We start from the raw sequence: 16,978 nt of genomic DNA, 5'->3' as shown, positions 1-16,978 counted from the left end.
GGAGTCTCATGTCCACCTCTAGAGCCCTCAAGGGCCTCGCCGTCGCGACGGCGGGCGCCGTCCTCACCCTGGGCGGAGCCGGCCTCGTCAACGCGCAGGGGACCGTCATCGTCAACAACGCGGGAATGGATGTCGACGTGGTCAACGTCGACCGCGCCACCGGAACCGTCACGGTGACCATGACCAACAACCTCGGGTTCACCGTCTACTGCGAGACGCCGACCCCTGACACCGCCAACCGCTTCGGTGGTTCGGTCGCCAGCGCGCCCGTCGTCGAGATGTCGGCGGAGTACTACGAGCGATTCCAGAACGTCAAGGCCGAGATGGTGAGCATCACGGCCTCGGGCTCGACCATCACGATGCCGCTCTGGCCCCTGGAGCAGTTCCTCCCCCAGGGCAGCCTGGGGGCGATCGCCGGAGACGCCGTACAGCTCCGGTCCCAGATCTCCGCGGCGAACACCAAGTCGAAGGTCGACGGGCTGTTCGGCACCACCACTGCGTTCGCGTTGGCGAACGGCGCGAATACCACGCGGACGATCACGCTCGGGCCGGCCGCCACCCAGCCCAGGGGTGAGGACAAGATCGGGTTCTTCACCATCTGTGCCAACTCCACCAACTCCGCCGGCGCCCAGGGTGCCGGTCAGCTCTACGCCTGGTCGGCGTTCGAGGAGGGCTGGCCGCCCCCGGTCGTCATCCCCGAGGAGGAGGGCACCCTCGCCAGCGGTTCGCTGGGGTCGCTGGGGAGCAGCGGGGCCGCCCCCGTCGATCCGGAGCCCCCGGTCGACGAAGGGCCCCCGATCGTGGACGGCGGGGATCCCCTGGATCCCTAGCGAGAACCTCTCTCGCACGTGTCGGACGAGGACGGGTCGGTTGCTCGAGGCGACCGGGCCGTCCTCGACCGTCGTGGTCCGCGTCTAGAGTCGACAGCGTCACCGCAGCCGCCGTCGAACTCGCCGCCAGGCGATACGAGGAGTCCCATGTCCGCCCCCACCACCGCCGATGCGGCCGCCCGCGCACGACTCGCCGAGCTGGTCGCCGAGCTCGCCGTTGTCCACGGCCGCGTGACCCTCTCCTCCGGCCGCGAGGCGGACTACTACGTCGACCTGCGCCGAGCGACCCTGCACCACGAGGCGGCCCCGCTCATCGGGCGGCTGCTGCGCGAGCTCACCGCGGACTGGGACTTCGACGCGGTCGGTGGGCTCACACTCGGGGCGGACCCGGTCGCCACGGCGATCATGCATGCGCCCGGTCGGCCCATCGACGCGTTCGTGGTCCGCAAGGAGGCCAAGAAGCACGGGATGCAGCGCCGGATCGAGGGCCCGGACATCGTGGGTCGGCGGGTCCTCGTCGTCGAGGACACCACCACCACCGGCAACTCGCCGCTCACCGCGGTGACCGCCCTGCGCGAGGCGGGCGCCGAGGTGGTGGGCGTGGCGACCGTGGTGGACCGCGCCACCGGCGCCGATGACGTGATCCGCGCCGAGGGCGTGGAGTACCGGGCCCTGCTCAGCCTGACCGATCTGGGACTGGAGTGATCATGAGGACAACCAGCACGACGACGACGAGGACTTTCCCCACCGGCCTGACGCAGGCGCTCAAGGAGCGGGTGCTCGCGCTCACGGACGTCGCTAGGCCGGAGGGGCCCGCGTTCCTCGCCGCCGCAGCGGGCACGGAGGTCGCCAAGGCTGTCGACTTCGGCGCACTGGAGAAGCTGTGCAAGCCGTTGATCGTGCCGGCCGCGCTGGCGATCGCGCTGCGTGATGGAGGCTTGCGGGAGGGTCGACTCTCGCCGGTCGACACCGCCCTGCTCGCGGCCACGGGCGCTGCGTACACGACCGGCGACGTGATCCTCATGCTCGGTGAGGGTCATGCCGGCCGCTCCTCGACGCGGCTCGTCTCGGGGGCTGCCGCGTTCGGGGTGGGGCACCTGGCCCTGGGGGGTCTGATGCTCCGGTCGGGATTGCGGTTCAAACCGCTGCAGGTGGCACTCCACGGGGTGATCGCCGGCTCCGCGGGCGCGGTGCTGCTGGCCGAGGACCGCTCCAACGCGCCGCTGGCCGCGTACGGCGGGTTGCTGGCCGCGTTGTCCGCCCTGGCGACCTCGGTCGACCGTCGCAACGGCCCCGCGGCCTCGGTGCTGGCGGTGGCCGGACCGGTGTTCCTGTTGAGCGACGCGCTCATCCTGGTCCGACGCAAGACCGAGGGCGGGTCTGTGCTCGCGCGGGCGCTGGATGTCGGTGTGATCGACACTTACGCCACCGCGGCGTTGCTGCTGCTCACGGGCACGGCCGCCGCTGCGCGCACGGCCGGGCGAGTCTCATGAGCGGGGCGAGCGGGTCGCGGTCCGTCCTGATCACCGGCGCCGGCCGCGGGATCGGCGAGGCCACCGCACGTCGGTTCGCCGACGCCGGGTACCTGGTCGGGGCCTACGACCTGGAGCCCTGCGAGTGGGCGCGAGGCGATGACCGCTTTGTCACCGGGTCGTTGGACGTCACCGACCCGGCCGCATGGGAGGCGGCTCTGGCGGAGTTGACGTCCCGCTCGGGAGGCGCACTGGACGTCCTGGTCAACAACGCGGGGCTGCTCTACGGCACGCCGTTCATGGACGCGAGCTACGCCCGGGACTCGGCGCTGGTCGACGTCAATGTCAAGGGCGTCCTCTACGGCTGTCGCGCGGCGTATCCGTACCTGCAGAAGGCGTCCGCTCCGACGCTGATCAACCTCTGCTCGGCGTCGGCGATCTACGGCCAGGCCGAGATGGCCGTGTACTCGGCGACCAAGTTCGCCGTCCGCGGCATCACCGAGGCGCTGGACCTGGAGTGGGGACCGCAGGGCATCCGCGTGTGCTCGGTGTGGCCGCTGTACGTGGGCACCGGGATGCTCGAGGGCGTGAACACCGCCGGGATGCGGAACATGGGCGTGAGCCTGACCGAGGGAGACGTGGCCGAGGAGGTCCTCGACCTGGCTCAGCAGACACAACGCGCCCCGGCCGGCCTGCTCGGCCGGATCCGCGGCGTCCTGGGGCGCGAGGTCCACCGCCCGGTCGGCCGGCAGGCCAAGGCCATGTACTTGGCCTCGCAGGTCGCGCCGGGACGATTGATTCGACTGTCCAACAAGCGCCTGACCTCGTGAGCGGAGCCGCTGCCGGCGATCGTCCCGCGCCCGGTTCCGGTCCCGGCGCCGACCCCACCGCGCGGCCCACGGGCGTCGCCGGGGCCGAGGCGATGGATCCGGCGGCCGGGCCGACCGAGTGGGGCGACGGGCTCGTCGGCGTCGGGCCCTGGGGCGTCGAGCACCCCGGCGAGCCGCGGCCGACGGGCGAGCACTGGGATCCCGACCTCCTCGACGCCGGCGACCGACGTAACGTGGTCGACCGGTACCGCTACTGGCGCCGCGAGGCGATCGTGGCAGACCTCGACACCCACCGTCACCCGTTCCACGTGGCCATCGAGAACTTCGGTCACGACGCCAACATCGGCACGGTCGTGCGCACCGCCAACGCCTTCCTGGCGGCGGAGGTGCACATCGTGGGGCGGCGGCGCTGGAACCGGCGCGGAGCGATGGTCACCGACCGCTACCAGCATCTGCGTCACCACGAGGACGTGGCCGCTCTGATGGACTGGGCCGAGTCCGAGGGGCTGCCGGTCGTCGCCGTCGACAATCTCCCCGGCGCCGAGCCGCTCGAGACCGTCCGGCTCCCACACGACTGCGTGCTGCTCTTCGGCCAGGAGGGGCCCGGGGTCAGCGACGACGCCCGACGGCGGGCCGCGAAAACCGTGTCGATCGCCCAGTTCGGCTCGACCAGGTCGATCAACGCGGGCGTGGCGGCCGGGATCGCGATGCACTCGTGGATCCGCGAGCACGCGGGGCCACCCCGGGACTGACGGCGCTACGGCGCTACGGGGCTACGGACCTTCGGCGCTACGGCGCTACGGCGCTACGGCGCTACGGTGGGGCGGCGCTACGGTGGGGCGGTGGCCCCCACCGACCTGCCGGACACCCTCCGGTTCTCCCTGTTGGACCGGACCCGCACCCGCCACGGCGAGCCCCACGCCGACGCGCTCGAGGCCACCCTGCGACGCGCCGAGCACGCCGACGCGCTGGGCTTCCACCGCTTCTGGACGGCAGAACACCACGCCGTTCCCGGCATCGCGAGCGGGAGCCCGCCCCTGCTGCTGGCCGCCGCCGCGGCGCGCACGCAGCGCATCCGACTCGGCTCCGGGGGCGTGATGCTCCCCAATCACCGGCCGCTGGTGGTCGCCGGGCAGTTCGCCATGCTCGAGGCTCTGCACCCGGGTCGTATCGACCTCGGGGTGGGCCGGTCCCTCGGGTTCACCGCGCCGGTCCGCGAGGCGCTCGGCGTCGCCGAGTACGACACCGAGGCCTTCGCCCGCGACATCACCGCCGTCCAGGACTTCCTGCACGGCCGAGGTCCCGTCACCGCGCTGCCGGTCGTCCAGACCCCGCCCCCGCTGTTCGTGCTCGCCACAGGTCGAGGCCTGGAGGTCGCGGCGCGGGCCGGCCTGCCGGTGGTCGTCGGCGGCCCACGACTCCTGGCCGACCCGGCGCCGCTGGACCGCTACCGCGAGCAGTTCCAGCCGAGTGCGGCGGCGCCGGAGCCCTATGTGGTGGTGAGCCTGGAGGTGATGATCGCCGACTCGACCGCGGCGGCGAGGGAGCTGCTGCTGCCGGAGGCGTGGGCGATGGCCGAGTCGCGGAGCACCGGGGCGTTCGGGCCGCTGCGGTCGCGTCAGGAGATCCGGGCCATGACCCTGCGTCCACAGCAGCTCCGGCGGATGGACGAGTGGATAGCCGGAACCGTCCACGGCGACGCCGAGCGGGTCGCCGGAGAACTCGCTGACCTCGCCGGACGCACAGGGGCCAGCGAGATCATGGCATCCACTTCGACGTACGACCGCGACGACCTCGCCCGGGCCGACTCGGCGCTCGCGGAACTGCTCCCCGGGTAGTCGGCTCGCCGGGCGGGCGCACCGGGCCGGCCAGAGCCGCGGCTGTCTATTGCTTTTCGATAGTTTGAGGTCGATACTCGATCCATGGCAATCGAAAGGCGGGCGGTCCTGCCGCTCCGAGTGTTCCTGGTCGTGCTGTTCGCGGTGCTGGTCCTGTTCCAGGTGATGTCGCTGCCGGGGCAGTTCGCCCACATGGCCGAGTCCTCCCCGGATGCCGCGCACCTGCGGTGGCCGCTGACGGCGGTGTCGATCTACTGGGTGGTGTGCATCCAGGTGGTGGTGGTGGCCACCTGGAAGCTGCTTTCGCTGGTCGAGTCCGACCGCATCTTCACCGAGGCATCGCTGGTGTGGGTCGACGTGATCCTGGGGGCGATCGTCGCCGCGTGGGCGATGCTGGTGCTGGTCCTGGTGCTCGTGGGCATCAATGCGGACGATCCCGGACTGCCGCTGCTGCTCTTCCTCGTCGTCGTCATCATCACTGTCGCGGCACTGCTCATGGTGGTCATGCGCGCGCTGCTCCGGCAGGCGACCAGCCTGCGCTCCGAGATGGACACGGTGGTCTGATGCCGATCGTCGTGCGGATCGACGTGGAACTCGCCAGGCGCAAGATGAGCGTCGGTGAGTTCGCGGAGCGGGTGGGACTGACCCCCGCGAACGTGGCGGTGCTGAAGAACGGGCGCGCGAAGGCCGTGCGGTTCAGCACGCTCGAGGCGATGTGCCGGGTGCTCGACTGCCAACCCGGCGACCTGCTGGAGTGGGTGGACGAATGAGGAACGCGGTGCGGTTCCTCGTGGCGTTGATCGCGACGCTGCTCGCGCTGGGTGTGGGCGGAGCGGCCATCGTCTACGGCGGCGCGGACGACTCCCCGGGACTGCAGGGGATCGGGGTGATCGTGGTGATCGGCGCGACCGTCGCCGCACTGCGCTGGCAGGACGGCAGCTGGCAGGGCGGCAGCTGACAGGGCGGTCGGGACGGCTGCCCGAGATCCGCGGTCAGGCGGCGGGAGTCGCCGGCCCGTTGCGGACGCGGGCGATGAGCTTGGGGCCCGCGGTGATGAGCATCGGCAGGACCGAGACCAACACGATCCCGATGAGGATCAGGTCGATGTGCTCCTTGATGAAGTCGAACTGCCCCAGCCACGCGCCCAGCGCCGTCACGCCCGCGGCCCACAGCACAGCGCCCACGGCGTTGAACGAGACGAACACGCGGTAGCGCATCCCGGCCATGCCGGCGACCAGCGGCGCGTACGTCCGCACGATCGGCACGAAGCGGCACAGGATGATCGTGGCCGGTCCCCACTTCTCAAAGAACTCGTGGGCCTCCCTGATGTAGGCCTGCTTGAAGATCCGCCCGTCGGGCCGTTCCCGTAGGTGGTGGCCCCACTTGTTGCCGATGAAGTACCCCACCTGATCGCCGAGGAACGCCGCGATCGGAGCCGTCGCCAGGACCACCCACAGCGGGGCGAAGGGGCTGGACTGCTGGGTGAGCAGGCCCGCGGTGAACAGCAGTGAGTCACCGGGCAGGAACGGGAACAGCAGACCGGACTCGATGAAGACGACGGCGAGCAGGGCCGGGAGGATCGCGTTGCCGAACGGACCGTCGCCGGACAACCAGAACTCCGGGTCCATGAATCCGGGGCCGAGAGCCAGGACGTGCTGGGCCTGTTCGGCCAACAGATGGGTGTTCACGACGGGAATGCTAACCGTCTCCTCCTGGGAATCGGCTGAAGCCGGGCCCCCGTCGATCCGGGTGGGGCCCGCGACCACCGGGTACCTCGTAGGATGGGGGAAGTCTCAGCGTCGACAACTGGAGGATCCTCAATGCCTATCGCCACCCCGGAGCAGTACAAGGACATGCTCGATCGGGCCCGCACGGAGGGTTTCGCCTACCCGGCGATCAACTGCACCTCCTCGGAGACCATCAACGCGGCCATCAAGGGCTTCGCCGACGCCGGGTCGGACGGCATCATCCAGTTCTCCACCGGTGGCGCCGAGTTCGGCTCGGGCCTGAACGTCAAGGACATGGTGACCGGCGCGGTCGCACTCGCCGAGTTCGCGCACATCGTCGCTGAGAAGTACGACATCCTGGTCGCGCTGCACACCGACCACTGCCCCGAGGACAAGCTGGACACCTTCGTGCGCCCGCTCATCCAGATCTCCCAGGAGCGCGTCGACGCCGGGAAGAACCCGCTGTTCCAGTCGCACATGTGGGACGGCTCGGCCACCCCGCTCGACCGCAACCTCGAGATCGCCGCGGAACTGCTCGAGAAGACCGCCAACGCCAAGCAGATCCTCGAGATCGAGATCGGCGTCGTCGGCGGCGAGGAGGACGGTGTCGAGAACGAGATCAACGAGAAGCTCTACACCTCCCGTGAGGACTTCGAGGCCACCATCGATGCGCTCGGCGCCGGCAACACCGGGCAGCGTTACCTGCTCGCGGCCACCTTCGGCAACGTCCACGGCGTCTACAAGCCGGGCAACGTCAAGCTACGCCCCGAGGTGCTCAAGATGGGCCAGGAGGTCGCGGTGGAGAAGCTCGGCCTGAACCAGGGCGACCTGCCGTTCGACTTCGTCTTCCACGGCGGCTCGGGCTCGGCCAAGAGCGAGATCGAGGAGGCGCTGACCTACGGCGTCATCAAGATGAACGTCGACACCGACACCCAGTACGCGTTCACCCGCCCGATCGCGGGGCAGATGTTCGCCAACTACGACGGCGTGCTCAAGGTCGACGGCGACGTGGGCAACAAGAAGTTCTACGACCCGCGCTCGTACCTCAAGAAGGCTGAGCAGGCCATGTCCGAGCGGGTCGTGGAGGCATGCAACGACCTCAAGTCGGCGGGCAAGTCCAAGGGCGCCTCCGCCTGAGTCGGCACCGTCACCCGGAAGGTCAGGACGGGCCGGCCTCAGCCAAGCGACACCAGCGGCGTCTCTCCTTCGAGGAGGGGCGCCGCTGGCGCGTCTGCGTCTGAGTTCGCCGGCCTCAGCCGGGCTGATCGGTCTGCGGGACCGCGCCCATGCCGACCCCGGTCTCGCACACCTTCCAGGCGCCGTCCTCGTCGAGCATCCGCACCTGCTCGGGCTCGCCGTCTCCGGATTCCGATTCCACGGTGGCGGTCGCGGCATCGCCCTCGACGTCGACCCCGGTGACCTTCAGGTCCTGCGGGAACGACCCGGCGATCGACTCGCGGAGCATCGCGTCCAGGTCGGCGCCGGTCTGCGCACCGGAGGCGGTGATCGAGTCGACCAGGTCCTGCGGCACCCGGTTGGCAGCGCAGAGATGGGTGTTGAACTCTGAGAAGGATTCGGAGTCGGTCATGGCACGCAAGGTCTGCTCGACCGCACGCTCGGTTCGGGCCGACGACGACATCGGCCCGGCCGCGAAGATCCAGGCCAGTGCGGCGAGCATCACGACGACCACGACAACCGCGGCGATGAGCGCCCCGCGGAGACCGCCCCGGGGACCGCCCTGACGGCCGTCCCGCCGGCCAGCGCTTGTCGGGCCCCCGGGTTCGGGGTCACCTGTGGGCGGCTGCTGGCTCGTCGTCGTCATCCATCACTCCCGGTACCTGCGTCGCGGCCCCGGACGGGGCGCATCGACCCGCCACCGTAGCGGACTCGGCCGGGTACAGCGCAGCAGCCGCTCACGCGGGGACCCGCCGGTCAGGGCAGCAGGCCGGCGGGCTCCAGCTGATCGGTGCCGTGACGCACGCGCCAGCTGGCCATGGGGTACGCGCCGCTGGCAGGGTCCTCGCGTGAGACCACGGCCCAGTAGTCGGCGTGCGCGAAGTCTTCCGTGAACTCGAGCACCGCGAAGCCGTGGCGGTCCAGATCCACCCAGCGCACGTGCCGGTTGAGCCCGGTGAGCGCCCCCTGCGCGGTGAGCGAGAGTCCGTTGCCCTCGGGGAGAGTGATCATGTCGTCGATGTTGTTGCTGGTGATCGACGGGGTGACGAACTCGACCGCGCCGACGCCCGCGCCGGGGTAGTCGGCCGGCTCGACCGGGACCTCGCAGGCCCACGAGGTGTGGATGTCGCCGGTGAGGAAGACGGTGTTGCGTCCTCCGGCGCCGCGGATCACGTCGAGCAGGCGGCGGCGCTCCCCGGCGTAGCCGTCCCACTGGTCGGGGTTGTAGGTGATGCCCTCGCGCGGGACGCCCAGCAGTTCGGTCAGCGCGGCGGTGGTACGCGGCTCGAGCGGCGGCAGGAGCACGGGCGTGATCATCACCGAGTTGCCGATGACGTTCCAGCGGGCGGTCGACGAGCTCAGGCCGCGGGCCAACCAGTCGAACTGCTCGGCGCCGGTCATCGTGCCCGTGGTGTCGACCGCGCGGCCGTCGAACCTGTCCGGCGCCTCGGTGCGATAGGAGCGCAGGTCGAGCATGCTCAGCTCGGCCAGCGACCCCCAGCGCAGGCGACGGTAGAGGTGCCCGCCGTCGCGCAGGGAATCGGGCCGGACCGGCATCCACTCGAAGTAGGCCTGCGCACTGGCCGCCTTGCGGTCGGCGTACGACCCCTCGTGCGGCTGGTGGTTCTCGGCGCCGTCGGCCCACGAGTCGTTGGCCACCTCGTGGTCGTCCCACGTGCAGATCCACGGCACGTGCGCGTGCAGAGACTGCAGGTCAGGGTCGGTGCGGTACTGCGCCAGGCGGGTGCGGTAGTCGGCCAGCGAGACGATCTCGTGCGGCGGATCGTGCGGGCGGACCGTGCCGGACTTGCCGGCGTACTCACCGCGGCCGTACTCGTAGATGTAGTCGCCCAGCTCGATGATCGCGTCGAGGTCCCCGCGGGCTTCGAGGTGGCGGTAGCCGGAGAAGTACCCGGCCTCCCAGTTGGAGCAGGACACCACCCCGACGCGCCAGCGGCCGGTCGACGCGAGCACGCCGTCGGCGGGGGCGGTGCGCGTGCGGCCGGTGCGCGAGATCTGCCCGAGGGCCCGGAAGCGGTAGTGGTACCAGCGGTCGGGCGCCAGGCCGGTGCAGTCGAGCTTGGCGGTGTGGTCGCGGCCGGCGTCGGTGACGAGCGACCCGGACCGGACGATGCTCGCGAAGCCGGGGTCGAGGGCGACCTCCCAGCTGACGACGACGGGGGCGCCCAGACCCGAGCCGGGAGCAGCCTCCGGGGAGGGCGTGACCCGCGTCCACAGGATGACGCGGTCGGCCATCGGGTCGCCGGACGCGACGCCGTGCCGGAAGACGCCGTCCGCCCCGCCCCCGCCCGGTCCTGCGGCAGCGGAGGCCACCGTGGCCCGGCCGGCCAGAGCACTGGTGCCGGCCGCCGCGCCGGCGAGCGCGCCCGCCCTGAGCAGGGTGCGGCGGTCGACGCCGGCGGGGGCGCGGGCGGGTTCGGGGGAGGAGGACACAGTCATCTGCCCAGTTTGACGGGTTCCCAGGTGGGAAGGAGGCGAAAGCGCGCCAGTGGTCACCGGCTGTTCAACCGTGTGAATTCAAACTGCGCGTGATCCACCGCGCGTCATCATCCCGGTGTGTCCGTCGCGAGCCTCTCCGCCGAGGGATCGGTCCCGTCGAGGATCGCTTCCAGCTCGGACTTCGCCGGCGTGGAGAGATATCGCTCGAGGGAGTCGTCCAACTCCCGGAGCCACGGGGTGTGGTGCGTGGAGGCGACGGTGCCGGTCAGGACGGACCGATACGACTTGTCACGGTAGGTCAGGATGTTCTCGTACTTCTCGCCCTTCCAGGCCAGGAAGATCCGCACGACCTCGTCGAGGTCGAACATCGGGTAGTCCGTCGCGTCGATCAGGTCCCTGACGTAGTCGGCCTGGAAGCGCACGTCATCCGCGTCCCCGCCCAGTTCCTGGAAGCGATCGCGCCACGTGCGCATGTGGGCGGCCCGCTGCTCGGCGGAGGGCAGCGGGGTCCGGCCGAGGATCAGGTCGCGGACGTACCAGGCCTGGGCGTCGAACATGTTGAACGTGAACCACTGATCCTGGGCGCCCAGGTAGAAGACCCCGGGGTTCTCCTGCCACACCACTCCGCGGTACAGGTCGGCGGGATAGATGTTGTTGGGGGACCGCAGGGCCAGCTCCGCGGGGAGGAACGGATACTTGTGCAGGTAACCGGTGCACAGGATCACCGCGTCGAACTCGCGGGTATCACCGTCGGAGAAGCGCACGGTCCCGCCCTCGAAGTGGTCGACGAGAGGCAGCTCCTCCATCCCGTCCGGCCAGTCGTAGCCCATGGCGCCGGTGCGGTAGGAGATGGTCACCGACCGGGCGCCCATCTTGTAGGCCTGCACCCCGATGTCCTCGGCGGAGTACGAGGCGCCGATCAGCAGCACGCGCTTGTCCGCCAGGTTCTCGGCCCCGCGGAAATCGTGGGCGTGCTGCACCGAACCCGGGAAGGTCTCGATCCCCTCGAACTCCGGGACGTTGGGGAAGCTGAAGTGGCCGGTGGCCACGATGATCCTGTCGAACTCGGAGGAGGAGGTCGTACCGGAGCGCAGGTTCTCCACCGTGACGGTGAAATTGTCCTGGTCGCGGTCGTAGTCGACCCAGCGGACCGCGGTGGAGAACTGGACCTCGTCCTTGAGGCCGGACTTGCGCACCCGGCCGTCGATGTAGTCCCACAGGGCCGCGCGGGGCGGGTAGGAGGAGATCGGTCGGGCGAAGTGCTCGTCGAAGGTGTACTCGGCGAACTCCAGGGCTTCCTTCGGGCCGTTGGACCACAGGTTGCGGTACATGGAGGAGTGCACCGACTCGCCGTACCTGTCCGTGCCCGAGCGCCAGTCGAAGTTCCACTGGCCACCCCAGTCGTCCTGCTTCTCGTAGGTGACGATCTCGGGGATCTCGGCCCCGGCTCGTTGCGCTGAGTCGAAGGCGCGCAGAGCGGCCATGCCGCTCGGTCCGGCTCCGATGATCGCGATTCGCTGTCTAGACACAGATGTCCTCCCGGCCGTTGTCGGCCTCACTTCGTTGCTCGTCAGACCAACCGGTGGAGGCACCTCCGACGCGGGCACGTGAATCCGCGTTCTGGGCCTCGACACCGGGTCCGCGATTCGACCCCGGAGCGGCGGTCTCTTCCCGACCCGCCGCAACGTGAGAACGGCACCCCAGGCGGGGCGCCGCATGCCTTTCACCTTAGCAAATGCCCTCCGTGGCAGGGGTGGAGCCAACTAGTGGACAATGGCCGTCATGACCCAGTTCGGAGATCTCCTCGGCCCCCCGCCCACCCGTCTCACCGGCGATCCGGAGGCGGAGGACGCCCTCGCCGCCGGTGAGGACCCCCGCACCGTGGCGGCCTCACACCCGGCCGCCTCGATCGGCTGGGCGGAGCTCGCCGAGCGCGCGCTCGACTCCGGCGACGCGGTGACCGCGTACGCGTTCGCCCGCACCGGCTACCACCGCGGCCTGGACCAGCTCCGCCGTCACGGTTGGAAGGGCTTCGGTCCGGTGCCGTACGACCACGTCCCCAACCGCGGCTTCCTGCGGAGCGTGGCCGCCCTGGCCCGCGCCGCGCAGTCGATCGGTGAGGAAGAGGAGTACATCCGTTGTCTGGACCTGCTCAATGAGTCAGACCCGCACGCCGCCGCGCCTCTCGGCCTGGCGTGACCGACTCGACGCCCGCGCACTAGGCGTCTACGCCGCGCTGCCGGTTCCGCTCAGGACGCGGGCCCGGCGGCTCGGCTATGCCTTCCTGCCGATCCTGCAGTGCGGTCTGGCCGCGGGGCTGGCCTGGTTCCTCGCGCACGACGTGCTGCGGCACAGCGCCCCCTTCTTCGCACCCATCGCCGCCGCCATCGCGCTGGGAACCGGCATGGGGCGCCGCGTCCGTCGCGGGATCGAGCTGGTGCTCGGGGTCGTGGTGGGGGTGGGGCTGGGCGACCTGCTGATCAGGCAGATCGGCTCCGGTCCGTGGCAGATCGCCGTGGTGGTGGTCCTGGCCATGTCGGCGGCGGTGTTCGTGGACCGCGGCGCGATAGTCGGCACCCAGGCGGCCTCGTCGGCGATCCTCGTGGCCACCATCCTGCCGCCGGGCAGCGTGGGCGGCTACGAACGGATGCTCGACGCGGCCGTGGGCGGCGTGGTGGCGTTGACCGCGATGGCGCTCATGCCCGTCCACCCGCTGCGCCGCGCCCGACGCGAGGCGGCGTCCCTGCTGGGGGTGGCGTCGTCGGTGCTGGCCGAGGTCTCCGACGGACTGGAGATGCGGGACTCGGACCTCATCCGATCCGCCCTGCAGGAGGCCCGCGGTACGCAGCCGGCGATCGACGCGATCTCGGAGCAGCTCGCGGGGGCCCGCGAGCTGGTGCGGATCTCGCCGTTCTACCGGCGGCGCCGCCCGGAGGAGATCGAGCTCACGGGTGTGCTCAATCCGCTGGACAACGGCATCCGCAACATCCGGGTGCTGGCCCGCCGGGCGATCGTGGCGGTCGACGACCAGGTGGACGTCCCGCCGGTGCTGAGTTCGCTGATCGGCGGGCTGGCCGAGGCGCTCGAGTTGCTCACGCAGCGCATGGCCGCGGACCCCGACGCCCCCACCGACGCCGCGGTGCACCGGGCGCTGCGCGCGGTGGCGTCCCGCGCCAAGCGGGAACTGGTGTCGGGGTCGGGCCTGGCCGAGATCGTGATGTTGGCCCAGATCCGGTCGATCCTGGTGGACATGATGCAGGTGGCGGGTCTGAGCAAGATCTCGGCGCTGGCGACGCTGCCGCCCACCGTGTCCACGCCGGCGGTGGAGCCGGAGCTGCTGGAGGAGTTGCCCGAGCCGCCCGATCGGCCGGCGCCGGGGATTCCGCCGCTCAGGGCGACACGAGCCTCCATGGCTCGGTATGACGATAAAAGGTCGTCCTCTTGACCGCTCGTCGGCCGGTCACGCCGTCGCGGGTGATGACCCCCGCCTCGGTCCCCAGCTGGACCGCCCGGGCCGGTAGCCACGACCGCCTGAGCATCCGGCGGGGTCGCGCGGCGGTGGCGCGGACCCCGGGCATCGCGGGGGTCGGGCGGACCGTGAGGGTGCGGATCTCCCCGGAGAAGACCCGCTCGTCGTCGGCGTAGGCCTCGCCCACCAGCGGTGCGCCCTCGGGGCCCGTGACAGTCGCTTCGCCAACCAGGACGGTTCCGGTCTCGTCGCGGACGAGCGGCACCTCGCGGGCCTCGCCGCGCACCGCGAGTTTGGCCGCGGCCGAGCCGGTGGGTAGGTCATATGCGCGGGTCACCGGGGTGGGATCCTCGGCGATGTACGCGACCTCCACGTCCAGGTTCTCGGTGCGCATCAGTCGCGTGAGCAGGGCGGCCAGTCCGGCGTCCGTGCCACAGAGCAGGACCCGCCTCCGGGTGCCGACCCCGGTGAGTGCCCGGTTGATCTCCTCCGTGGTGGGGATCTCGCTGCATTCCATTCGAGTCTGCTCCACCAGGACGGTGGGCACCGGAGCCGAGCCGCAGCGGATGACGATCATGTCTCCATCATGACCTCTTCCGGTCGGCTGGGGCGAACCTGGGGCAGGATGGGTGGGGTGCGCCGTATCGACCTGAACTGCGACCTCGGGGAGGTTCGCCGGGGGACCCCGCGCTGGTCGGCGTCGCTGGCCGCGCGGTCGGGGGCGGATCCCGGCGACGTCGCGCTGCTGGACGTGGTGACCTCCGCCAATGTCGCGTGCGGCTTCCATGCGGGTAACCGGCCGACCATGATGGCCACCGCTGTCGCGGCCGCTGAGCGGGGAGTGGCCCTGGGCGCGCACCCGTCCTACCGCGACGGGGCGAACTTCGGGCGCGTCCATCACGAGATCTCCCGCGACGAGGTGGCCCGGCTGGTGCTCTTCCAGCTGGTCGAGCTGGACATGGCCGCCCGCCGGCGCGGGACCAGGGTCCGGTACGTCAAACCCCACGGCGCTCTCTACAACCGCATTGCCCGCGATGCAGAGCAGGCCGCGGGTGTGGTCGACGCCGTGCTGCGCTACGCCGGGTCGGCCGACGAGGAGCCCCTGCCCATCCTCGGCCTGCCCGGATCGGTCGTGCTCTCCCTCGCTAGCGCTGCCGGGGTCACCGCGGTGGCCGAGGCGTTCGCGGACCGCGGTTACCGGGCCGACGGCACGCTACTGCCGCGCGACCAGCCGGGGGCGGTGCTCACCGACGTCGAGGAGGTGGCCGCCCGGGTGCTCGCGATCGCGCGCGGCGAGGAGATCGCGGCGTCCGGCGGGTCCCAGGTCGTGGTCCCTGCCGCGTCGGTGTGCGTGCACGGCGACACCCCGGGCGCGCTGGACCTTGCGCGCGGTGTGCGCGCCGCGCTGGAGGCGGCCGGGGTGGAGGTGGCACCGTTCGTGGCCGCGTCTGTCTCCACGCCCGGTCCGGCCGGCGGGTCGGGCGCAGGGTGACGACGACGAGGATCCTCCGCTGCGGAGAAGCTGCGCTGTTGCTCGAGTGTGCTGATCTGGCCGGGGCCGTGGCCCTGGCTCGGAGGGTCGAGCAGCTGCGACCGGCCGCACTGGACGTGGTCGCGGCGGCCCGCACCGTGCTGGTGACCACGCGCGACTCCGCTGCCCTTCCCGAGCTGCGTCGGCGGCTCGAGGCGCTGCTGGCCGAGCGCCCTCCCCGTCCCGGGGACCCGGGGGATGCGGCGGCAGGTGCGGGTGCGGGGAGTGAGGCCGCTGGGCGCGAGGTGACGATCGACGTCCGTTACGACGGCCCCGACCTGGCCGACGTCGCGGAACTCGCGGGCCTCTCCCCGCAGGCGCTGGTGCGACAGCACACCTCGATCACGTGGTTGGCGGCCTTCGGTGGGTTCGCGCCCGGCTTCTTCTACCTGGTCGACGAGCGCGAACTGCGCGGCGCCGGCTCTGATGATCCCGCCACGTATTCCGGCGCGGGAGCCGAGGGCACCGCCGCGGGCGACAGCCCCGCCGAGCCGCCGTCGCCGGTGCCCCCGTCGCCCGGGCCGCTGCCGACCGTGCCGCGGCTGGCCTCCCCGCGGGAGCGGGTCCCGGCCGGGTCGGTGGGGCTGGCCGACCGCTTCTGCGCCGTCTACCCGGGCGCCTCGCCCGGCGGCTGGCGACTGCTCGGGACCACCGATTCCGTGCTGTGGGACTCCGGCCGGTCCGCCCCGGCGCTGCTGGCCCCCGGGATGAGGGTGCGGTTCCGGGACGCCGCGTCGTGAGCCTGATGGTCCTGCGGGCCGGGCCGTCTGCGCTGGTGCAGGACCTGGGCAGGCCGGGGAACGCCTCGCTCGGGGTGACCGCCTCGGGCGTGGCCGATCGCGCCGCCGCCGCGCTGGTCCTGCGCTGCCTGGGGACCGACCCCGCGGCCGCGGTGCTCGAGGTGTTGCTCGGTGGGCTGGTGGTCATGACGGACTCCCCGGCAGTCGTGGCGGTGACGGGGGCGCGGGGCCTCGTCGTCGTCACCACCTCCTCCGGTTCCAGGCGCACCGCCGCCACCGGTGAGGTTCTCCGGTTGGAGGCCGGGTGGACGCTGGAGATCGGTCGGCCCGACGCCGGGGTCCGCAGCTACCTGGGCGTGCGCGGGGGGATCGAGGCGCCGCTCGTGCTGGGCAGCCGTTCGCGCGACACGCTGTCCGGCCTCGGGCCGCCGCCTGTGGTAGCCGGCGATGTCCTTGCGGTGGGCGGCGCCGTGGTGGGCCCCTGGGCGGAGGGCTGGCATGCGGCGGGCGTGCCGGAGGTGGGTGGCGGTGCGGGCCCCGTGGACTTGGACGTGATGCCCGGTCCCCGCGACGACCTGTTCCCTCCCGAGGCGTGGGAGGTCCTGGCCGCGACCGGGCACGTCAGCGGGCACGCCGATCGGGTGGGGGTGCGCATCGATCCGGCCCGGCCCGTGCCCCGGCGCTCTTCCGACGAGATCCCCAGCGAGGGGATGGTGCGCGGCGCCGTGCAGATCCCGGCCGACGGCTCGCCGGTCGTGTTCGGACCCGACCATCCGGTGACGGGCGGCTACCCGGTGATCGGGGTGCTGACCTCGCGATCCGCGGACCGGATCTGCCAACTCCTGCCGGGAACGCCGGTGAGACTGCGCAGGCTGCGGGGCTGACCGACTAGGGTGAGAGCGCTC

At 71.5% G+C, this 16,978-nt stretch carries 20 protein-coding genes; 15 read left to right on the top strand and 5 right to left on the bottom strand.

What is annotated here, in order from left to right; genetic code table 11:
* The first annotated feature begins 8 nt into the window (after positions 1 to 8).
* The 9 genes from R4P08_RS10560 to R4P08_RS10520 all read left to right on the top strand — a co-directional run bounded on the left by R4P08_RS10560 (position 9) and on the right by R4P08_RS10520 (position 5,928).
* Positions 9 to 830: a hypothetical protein gene (locus R4P08_RS10560; RefSeq protein WP_317813775.1), complete on the top strand. Its 822-nt coding sequence runs from the start codon at positions 9 to 11 to the stop codon at positions 828 to 830.
* A gap of 147 nt (positions 831 to 977) precedes the next feature.
* Positions 978 to 1,535 (top strand): orotate phosphoribosyltransferase, encoded by a 558-nt coding sequence (gene pyrE, locus R4P08_RS10555; RefSeq protein ID WP_317813774.1) that lies wholly within the window; start codon positions 978 to 980, stop codon positions 1,533 to 1,535.
* A 2-nt stretch (positions 1,536 to 1,537) separates the two neighbouring features.
* Positions 1,538 to 2,323: a lysoplasmalogenase family protein gene (locus R4P08_RS10550; RefSeq protein WP_317813773.1), complete on the top strand. Its 786-nt coding sequence runs from the start codon at positions 1,538 to 1,540 to the stop codon at positions 2,321 to 2,323.
* Positions 2,320 to 3,132 (top strand): SDR family oxidoreductase, encoded by an 813-nt coding sequence (locus R4P08_RS10545; RefSeq protein ID WP_317813772.1) that lies wholly within the window; start codon positions 2,320 to 2,322, stop codon positions 3,130 to 3,132. Before R4P08_RS10550 ends, R4P08_RS10545 begins: the two co-directional genes overlap by 4 nt.
* A gap of 92 nt (positions 3,133 to 3,224) precedes the next feature.
* Complete coding sequence (locus R4P08_RS10540) at positions 3,225 to 3,884, top strand: RNA methyltransferase (protein ID WP_317813827.1); 660 nt, start codon at positions 3,225 to 3,227, stop codon at positions 3,882 to 3,884.
* 90 nt (positions 3,885 to 3,974) lie between these two features.
* Positions 3,975 to 4,970, top strand: coding sequence for an MsnO8 family LLM class oxidoreductase (locus R4P08_RS10535; protein ID WP_317813770.1), 996 nt, complete (start codon positions 3,975 to 3,977; stop codon positions 4,968 to 4,970).
* A gap of 84 nt (positions 4,971 to 5,054) precedes the next feature.
* On the top strand, positions 5,055 to 5,534 hold the full coding sequence (locus R4P08_RS10530) for a DUF2975 domain-containing protein (protein ID WP_317813769.1): 480 nt from the start codon (positions 5,055 to 5,057) through the stop codon (positions 5,532 to 5,534).
* On the top strand, positions 5,534 to 5,740 hold the full coding sequence (locus tag R4P08_RS10525) for a helix-turn-helix transcriptional regulator (protein ID WP_317813768.1): 207 nt from the start codon (positions 5,534 to 5,536) through the stop codon (positions 5,738 to 5,740). The genes R4P08_RS10530 and R4P08_RS10525 overlap by 1 nt, the downstream gene beginning before the upstream one ends.
* Positions 5,737 to 5,928 carry a hypothetical protein gene (locus R4P08_RS10520; protein WP_317813767.1) on the top strand — a complete coding sequence of 64 codons (192 nt, stop codon included), beginning with the start codon at positions 5,737 to 5,739 and terminating at the stop codon, positions 5,926 to 5,928. The genes R4P08_RS10525 and R4P08_RS10520 overlap by 4 nt, the downstream gene beginning before the upstream one ends.
* Positions 5,929 to 5,962: 34 nt before the next feature.
* On the opposite strand, the gene R4P08_RS10515 is transcribed toward R4P08_RS10520, so the two are convergent.
* Positions 5,963 to 6,598, bottom strand: coding sequence for a DedA family protein (locus tag R4P08_RS10515; protein WP_317813825.1), 636 nt, complete (start codon positions 6,596 to 6,598; stop codon positions 5,963 to 5,965).
* Between the two features lie 192 nt (positions 6,599 to 6,790).
* Between R4P08_RS10515 and fbaA the strand changes: the two genes are divergently transcribed.
* Complete coding sequence (fbaA, locus tag R4P08_RS10510; protein ID WP_317813766.1) at positions 6,791 to 7,834, top strand: class II fructose-bisphosphate aldolase; 1,044 nt, start codon at positions 6,791 to 6,793, stop codon at positions 7,832 to 7,834.
* Positions 7,835 to 7,949: 115 nt separating this feature from the next.
* Here fbaA and R4P08_RS10505 read toward each other — a convergent pair whose 3' ends face one another.
* The 3 genes from R4P08_RS10505 to R4P08_RS10495 form a co-directional block, all read right to left on the bottom strand.
* Positions 7,950 to 8,519: a hypothetical protein gene (locus R4P08_RS10505; RefSeq protein WP_317813765.1), complete on the bottom strand. Its 570-nt coding sequence runs from the start codon at positions 8,517 to 8,519 to the stop codon at positions 7,950 to 7,952.
* A gap of 110 nt (positions 8,520 to 8,629) precedes the next feature.
* Positions 8,630 to 10,333 (bottom strand): alkaline phosphatase D family protein, encoded by a 1,704-nt coding sequence (locus R4P08_RS10500; protein ID WP_317813764.1) that lies wholly within the window; start codon positions 10,331 to 10,333, stop codon positions 8,630 to 8,632.
* Between the two features lie 107 nt (positions 10,334 to 10,440).
* Entirely contained in the window at positions 10,441 to 11,862 is a 1,422-nt protein-coding gene (locus tag R4P08_RS10495) for an NAD(P)/FAD-dependent oxidoreductase (protein WP_317813763.1), read from the bottom strand.
* Between the two features lie 253 nt (positions 11,863 to 12,115).
* Between R4P08_RS10495 and R4P08_RS10490 the strand changes: the two genes are divergently transcribed.
* On the top strand, positions 12,116 to 12,532 hold the full coding sequence (locus tag R4P08_RS10490) for a DUF3151 domain-containing protein (RefSeq protein WP_317813762.1): 417 nt from the start codon (positions 12,116 to 12,118) through the stop codon (positions 12,530 to 12,532).
* Positions 12,489 to 13,778 carry an FUSC family protein gene (locus R4P08_RS10485; RefSeq protein ID WP_317813761.1) on the top strand — a complete coding sequence of 430 codons (1,290 nt, stop codon included), beginning with the start codon at positions 12,489 to 12,491 and terminating at the stop codon, positions 13,776 to 13,778. The genes R4P08_RS10490 and R4P08_RS10485 overlap by 44 nt, the downstream gene beginning before the upstream one ends.
* Here R4P08_RS10485 and R4P08_RS10480 read toward each other — a convergent pair.
* Positions 13,723 to 14,379, bottom strand: coding sequence for a hypothetical protein (locus R4P08_RS10480; RefSeq protein ID WP_317813759.1), 657 nt, complete (start codon positions 14,377 to 14,379; stop codon positions 13,723 to 13,725). The genes R4P08_RS10485 and R4P08_RS10480 overlap by 56 nt on opposite strands.
* Before the next feature lie 9 nt (positions 14,380 to 14,388).
* On the opposite strand from R4P08_RS10480, the gene R4P08_RS10475 reads away from it, so the two are divergent.
* The 3 genes from R4P08_RS10475 to R4P08_RS10465 are packed head-to-tail and all read left to right on the top strand — an operon-like array spanning position 14,389 to position 16,957.
* Complete coding sequence (locus R4P08_RS10475; RefSeq protein WP_317813758.1) at positions 14,389 to 15,294, top strand: 5-oxoprolinase subunit PxpA; 906 nt, start codon at positions 14,389 to 14,391, stop codon at positions 15,292 to 15,294.
* Positions 15,291 to 16,073, top strand: coding sequence for a 5-oxoprolinase subunit B family protein (locus R4P08_RS10470; protein ID WP_317813757.1), 783 nt, complete (start codon positions 15,291 to 15,293; stop codon positions 16,071 to 16,073). The genes R4P08_RS10475 and R4P08_RS10470 overlap by 4 nt, the downstream gene beginning before the upstream one ends.
* Positions 16,074 to 16,078: 5 nt before the next feature.
* The gene (locus R4P08_RS10465) at positions 16,079 to 16,957 is read left to right on the top strand and encodes a biotin-dependent carboxyltransferase family protein (RefSeq protein WP_317813824.1); all 879 of its coding nucleotides are present in this window, start codon (positions 16,079 to 16,081) and stop codon (positions 16,955 to 16,957) included.
* Positions 16,958 to 16,978 lie beyond the last annotated feature (21 nt).

It is taken from the genome of Rhodococcus sp. IEGM 1408, from assembly GCF_033142235.1.
In the GTDB taxonomy this organism is placed as follows: Bacteria; Actinomycetota; Actinomycetes; order Mycobacteriales; family Mycobacteriaceae; genus Dietzia.
Note: the sequence above shows the minus strand (reverse complement) of the source record. Positions and strands in the feature narration are given on the sequence as shown.